Source organism: Dolichospermum circinale AWQC310F (assembly GCF_000426925.1).
In the GTDB taxonomy this organism is placed as follows: Bacteria; Cyanobacteriota; Cyanobacteriia; order Cyanobacteriales; family Nostocaceae; genus Dolichospermum; species Dolichospermum circinale.
This window is the reverse complement of record NZ_KE384688.1, coordinates 623-6,310: the sequence shown is the minus strand read 5'-3', so window position 1 is coordinate 6,310 and position 5,688 is coordinate 623. Positions and strand designations below refer to the sequence as shown.

Sequence of the window (5,688 nt, the reverse complement as noted above, 5' to 3'; positions counted from 1 at the left end):
ATCATGGGGTAAGGATGGGGACCTGCCACAGAACCCAGGATGTAATGGGTAGTTTCTACGTTCGTTACCCAGTCCCTAATGGCTTCGGAAGTGGCATCTTTGAGAGTTCCCGTACCCGCAGACACTGGACGAACTTCTGCCCCCATCAACCGCATTCTGAACACATTTAAAGATTGGCGTTCCATATCGTGAACACCCATGTAAATAATACATTCTAAACCAAACCGAGCGCAAACTGTAGCGGTCGCTACGCCATGTTGTCCTGCCCCGGTTTCCGCAATAATGCGCTTTTTACCCATACGCTTTGCCAATAATACTTGACCAAGGGCATTATTAATTTTATGTGCGCCAGTATGATTCAAGTCCTCACGCTTTAAATATATTTGCGCCCCTGTACCATCAGGACGGGCATAATTGGCAGTAAGGCGTTCCGCAAAATACAAAGGTGTGGCACGTCCGACATAATCACGTAATAAACCTTGTAATTCAGCTTGAAAACTAGGTTCATGGCGATATTGCTGATACGCTGTTTCTAATTCAGCTAAAGCTGGCATGAGGGTTTCAGGAACGTATTTACCACCAAAGCGGCCAAAACGCCCTAAAGTATCGGGAACTAAAGCAGTTTGTGAGAAATTCAGAGAGAGGGGTGTAGTAGTCACAGATTAGATAAAATGTAAAATTAGAAAACAAAGTTAATTTTAATTCTAGACTTGTTGAGAATGCTCTGGTTGTCTAGTAGTCAATCTTTACCAAATTTCGCTACATTAGGAGAGTGTACACTTATAGGAATTTTCAATGTCAGCACAACTGTTACTGGTAGATGACGAACCGGGGTTACGGGAAGCCGTTAAAGAATACTTACAAGAAAGCGGTTTTAGGGTTCAAACTGCCAGTAATGCCCGTGAAGGTTGGGACTGGATGCAAGAGAACACCGCTGATTTAGTGATTTCTGATATTATGATGCCCCAAGTGGATGGCTATCAGTTCCTCAAACAACTGCGCGATGATCCCCGTTTTCAAGCATTACCTGTGGTGTTTTTAACCGCCAAAGGTATGACAGGCGATCGCATTCAAGGCTACAAAGCGAGTGTTGACGCTTATTTACCCAAACCCTTCGACCCCGATGAATTAGTGGCCATAGTTGAAAATTTATTGGCTCGTCGCAGCACTCAAACCTCCGCTTCTGGGGAGGAGAACGAAACTCCAAATCTTGCCGAATTGGCTAATCAAATCGCTCAAATTAGAATACTATTAACTCATAGAAGTGCCATATCCCAATCCCCAGCCCCTTTTAAGATAGATTTGACTCCTAGAGAGCAAAGTGTTTTAAACCTAGTAGCCGAAGGATTGATGAACAAAGAAATTGCTCGACGCTTGGAAACAAGTGTCCGCAATGTGGAAAAATATGTCAGTCGTTTATTTAGTAAGACTGGTACTAATAGCCGTACAGAGTTGGTTCGTTTCGCGCTAGAACATGGCCTAGCTAAGTAAACCCCGCCGATGATGGCAGTTAATTGGTAAGTAAATGGTAAAATGCACCCGGATAAATAATTTTTTCTCAGAAAATAGTAACACTGTATTACAGATTACTAGCTGGAATTTTCCTGGCTGGTGAGTATTGAAATCACAGTGATATCTAGACCCAATTTCATGTTTCCAAGCCAACTCATGATTAGCAAAAACAGGTTCAGACCTCTGAAAAAGTTAATCTCCAAAGCTCTAAATCAGGCTTGTGATTATGCAAAATTACAGCGATTACTATTGTGGAATAGTATCGGAAAAGTTGCGTAAGCGCATGAGTTGGCGACGCATTTGTGGGGAGGCCTTAAACTCTGATATTTCTTGAGCTTTTACGGATGCTTGTAAGGTTTCTAAAAATTCATCAGATCCTTCCGTTAAAGCCTCTAGTAATACTTGTAACAGTTGTTCCCGATCGCTTAACAGACTTTTTTCTTCAATCAGGCGGAATTTGAGGTGGATTTCACACTCATAAACACCGACTTCGAGATTATTTATTTGGCGCGGTAATGCTTTGGAGTTCATAGTTTTCAAGATTCCTCTACTTAGTGGTCATACGGGTGATGGACTAGATCTCCAGAAAAATTACTTATACTTTCCCTATACTTTTGTGAATCCAAAGTTTTTGAAGATAAGAATTTTTCCTCATCCATAAAACTAGCGGCTTTGCATCATAGCAGCATAAATTATGTTTTGCGTCAAGACACAAAGGCGCAAAGTTTGAGATTTTGATAGCTTGGGCGGCATAGCCATATTTTTATGCATTTCTACGTCAATTCTCCAACGCCAAATTGACACTCTATTTTACTCCCCCTGTATTTTATTAGCTATATCCTACTGTTTCTTGATGTTTCTTTATCAGTTATGGCTCATGCAAGCCATGAACTATTATTCAGTTTTTGCTCTGTCATACCATAAAGTTTTCGTAAAAAACTAATTAGTCCTTGTTAAAGTTTTTTACATCAACTTGTTCAAAACGTCAAGAAATATTATTATTATTTTTATTTTTGCTACGTTGTCATACTTAAATAATTGTCATCAAGATGCTCCTTTGATCAATGCAATTGATAATTATAGGAAAAGCTACCCCATGGGGTAAAAAGTTTGGTAAAGTCACTATAATACAAGTACATATACATCATCAAAAAGCAGAATCAGCAAAAATATCAAAAAATGTTTTGTGAACAATCACATACAGAGAAAAAATCAATTGCCAAAATTCTCAGCCCCACCAACTCCTAAACTTCTGTGTTCTTGTTACAATAATTGCAGTGTAATTCAGCCAAACTCTTACACCCTCATGGATAACCCAATGCTGCTCAAGTCCACAACCCGTCATATTCGCATTTTTGCGGCGGAAATGGACTCCTATGAACTGATTCCCAGTAATCAAGTCTTGACACTAGACGTTGATCCAGACAATGAATTTAACTGGAACGAAGATGCCCTACAAAAAGTTTATCGTCAGTTTGATCAACTGGTAGAAGCATCTAGTGGCCAGGATCTAAGCGATTATAACTTACGTCGCATTGGTTCAGATTTAGAACATTATCTGCGATCGCTTCTCCAAAAAGGTGAAATTAGCTACAATCTTTCTAGTCGCGTTACTAACTACAGCATGGGACTACCTCAAGTTGCAGTTGTAGAGAATCAATAAACTTAGTACATATCTACCTAGCCCTGGCGAATCTAATTCGCCGGCTATGTTAGGCTTTGGTGATAAGTTGAAAATTAGTTCTGATATAGCTACATATTCCCAGTACAATAGCAGTTATGATTGGGCTGTGGGTTAAAAAAAATCTGGGCGGTATCATAAGCCGCTACCAAATACTGTTGAAGAAAATGCCAATTGCAGAATCGGTGGGAAAACTATGGAAAATGATGCGGTAACGCTCTGCTGCCCAAATGAATATTGTCAATCTGCTAATCCCCTCACCCACAAATTTTGCCAGCAGTGTTCCACACCCTTACCTAAGCGTTACCTCTGGGCTGTGGGGGATGATTTCAGCCCAAGGGATCCTGGATCTATTCTAGCTGATCGCTATTTAGTCATTAATAAATCTATACTTTTAGATATCACACCTGGGTTATTGCCCCAAATCCCTGAATTAGAGGATTTAGGGAAAATTAAACCTTATCTGAAACTAATTCCCTATCGTCTCCATATACCCCAAGTTTATGGAATCCTCAATTTAGGTAATGGTCAACCCGAACCAGAAATATTGTTATTAGAAAAACCGCCACTATTAGTTGATCCGAGTATTACTAAAACAAGTCTGTGCATCAGTTTAAATGATGCCTGGAGTGAAGCCTCATCAATTCGCCAAATTCATTGGCTATGGCAATTAGCAAATTTATGGCAACCCTTAGTCAGTGAAGGTGTAGTATCTACCCTTTTAAATGCTGATATATTGAGAGTTGAGGGTGTATTAGTTCGCTTATTAGAACTGCGTTTTGATAGAGAAAACACACCGACATTATCTCAATTGGGAGAATTTTGGCAACAACTCCTCAAAAATGCCAAACCAAATATTGCCCCTTTTATGCAAGAAGTGTGTAAACTCCTGATGGAGGGAGAAATTAAGTCATCAAGCCAACTAATTCAAATTTTAGCTCAGGGATTGAAGCAATTAGAAAGATTCCAAACAACTACTATTAAAATCTATACTAAAACAGACTCAGGTCCAGTCCGTCCACGGAATGAAGATGCTTGTTACCCTGCCAGCGACACTTTAATTACTAAACCACCCCAGGATAACGCCCTGGCAATTGTCTGTGATGGTATTGGTGGACATGAGGGAGGTAGTGTGGCTTCTAATTTAGCAATTGGAACTATCGTCCCAGAAGTCAAAGAACTGATTCCAGTTACCGATGATCAAATAAATCCCTCAATGCTACTTTCTCATTTAGAACAAGTAGTAGCAACGGCCAATGACAAAATCAGCCAGCAGAACGATAGCGAACATCGTCAAGGACGACAACGCATGGGGACAACTGTTGTCATGGCTTTACCTATGACCCATGAAATCTATATTACTCATGTCGGTGATAGTCGTGCCTATTGGATTACTCGTCATAATTGTCATCAAGTTACCTTAGATGATGATGTCGCTTCCCGTGAAGTTCGTTTAGGTTACGCGCTTTATAGAGAAGCATTGCAACACAGTGGTTCTGGATCCTTAATTCAGGCTTTGGGAATGAGTAAAAGTACCTCATTACACCCCACATCACAACGCTTTATTATTGATGAAGATGCTGTTTTCTTACTGACATCCGATGGTTTGAGTGATTTTGACCGAGTTGAAGAATCTTGGGAATCAGAAATATTACCTATTTTATCCGATAAGAAAAGTATAGAAAATGTTGGACAACGACTGATAGAAATTGCCAATACTAAAAATGGACATGATAATGTCACCATTGCTTTAGTACATTATGATGTGAAATATTCTGAACCAGATATAACAATTACAGTAGATATTTCTCAGGTTTTAGCTGACACAGAATTAGATCCATTGGATGATCACCAGAAAACTCGAGTGTTAACGGAAAATAAGACCGTAAATAAGACCGTTAAATTTTCCCAAATACCATTACAGTTGTTTGTTATTTTAGGATTAACTTTATTAGCTTTTTTGTTAGGATACTGGTTTAAACTCACACAACTCCAATCACCAAGAAACATAATTCCCTCTCATTCTCCATCTTCTAGTCAGTCCCCACCTTGAGGGGGCGACAAAGAAGCTAGAGAGGTTGTTGGATAAGAATCACAGCCCTCAGACCCTGCTGATAAAATGCCATTTTTTGAGGGTGGAGGTAGTGGGGTTGCTTGTGATGATTGTAGATAATTGTAGGGTGGTTTACGCTACGCTAATCCACCATTATCACCTAATTTATTTTAGCTTGGGTGTTGGATTTTCTTAACCCAACAAAGCTATTAACTAAACAAGAAATTACCTCCGAACAGGTTTAAATTCGCATTGGTGCTATTAAATCCTGATGTACCGGATAAGGTAACTAATAATTGACCAGTACCAAAACCAGTATTACCAGTAATACCATCCCCAACTCGCACTAATGTAGAAGAACCTGATGTTATTACATCAAAACTGGCAATACCTGTAAAGTTCAGTTTATCGCCACCGACACCGCGCAGAAATTGGTAAACTA

Annotated in this window: 5 protein-coding genes and 1 pseudogene; 3 read left to right on the top strand and 3 right to left on the bottom strand. The window is 39.7% G+C overall.

Features of this window, described 5'->3' with window-relative positions; genetic code table 11:
- A partial coding sequence (locus ACIR310F_RS26920; protein WP_231387534.1) for a pyridoxal-phosphate dependent enzyme occupies window positions 1-659 on the bottom strand: 659 nt, incomplete at its 3' end.
- A gap of 136 nt (window positions 660-795) precedes the next feature.
- Between ACIR310F_RS26920 and ACIR310F_RS0113640 the strand changes: the two genes are divergently transcribed.
- Entirely contained in the window at window positions 796-1,491 is a 696-nt protein-coding gene (locus ACIR310F_RS0113640) for a response regulator transcription factor (RefSeq protein ID WP_028084298.1), read from the top strand.
- A gap of 267 nt (window positions 1,492-1,758) precedes the next feature.
- Here ACIR310F_RS0113640 and ACIR310F_RS0113635 read toward each other — a convergent pair whose 3' ends face one another.
- Entirely contained in the window at window positions 1,759-2,043 is a 285-nt protein-coding gene (locus ACIR310F_RS0113635; protein ID WP_028084297.1) for an Npun_R1517 family heterocyst differentiation transcriptional regulator, read from the bottom strand.
- A 775-nt stretch (window positions 2,044-2,818) separates the two neighbouring features.
- On the opposite strand from ACIR310F_RS0113635, the gene ndhM reads away from it, so the two are divergent.
- A complete protein-coding gene (gene ndhM / locus ACIR310F_RS0113625; protein ID WP_028084296.1) occupies window positions 2,819-3,175 on the top strand; it encodes an NAD(P)H-quinone oxidoreductase subunit M in 357 nt (118 codons plus the stop codon).
- Window positions 3,176-3,389: 214 nt separating this feature from the next.
- Window positions 3,390-5,246, top strand: coding sequence for a PP2C family protein-serine/threonine phosphatase (locus tag ACIR310F_RS22550; RefSeq protein WP_051289642.1), 1,857 nt, complete (start codon window positions 3,390-3,392; stop codon window positions 5,244-5,246).
- 209 nt (window positions 5,247-5,455) lie between these two features.
- Here the strand turns inward: ACIR310F_RS22550 and ACIR310F_RS26915 are convergent.
- Window positions 5,456-5,688: pseudogene (locus tag ACIR310F_RS26915) on the bottom strand (hypothetical protein); the annotation flags it as partial.

Coding starts and splice junctions, on each gene's coding strand:
- ACIR310F_RS0113635 (WP_028084297.1), bottom strand. CDS start 2,043: ATGAACTCCAAAGCATTACCGCGCCAAATAAATAATCTCGAAGTCGGT.
- ndhM (WP_028084296.1), top strand. CDS start 2,819: ATGGATAACCCAATGCTGCTCAAGTCCACAACCCGTCATATTCGCATT.
- ACIR310F_RS0113640 (WP_028084298.1), top strand. CDS start 796: ATGTCAGCACAACTGTTACTGGTAGATGACGAACCGGGGTTACGGGAA.
- ACIR310F_RS22550 (WP_051289642.1), top strand. CDS start 3,390: ATGGAAAATGATGCGGTAACGCTCTGCTGCCCAAATGAATATTGTCAA.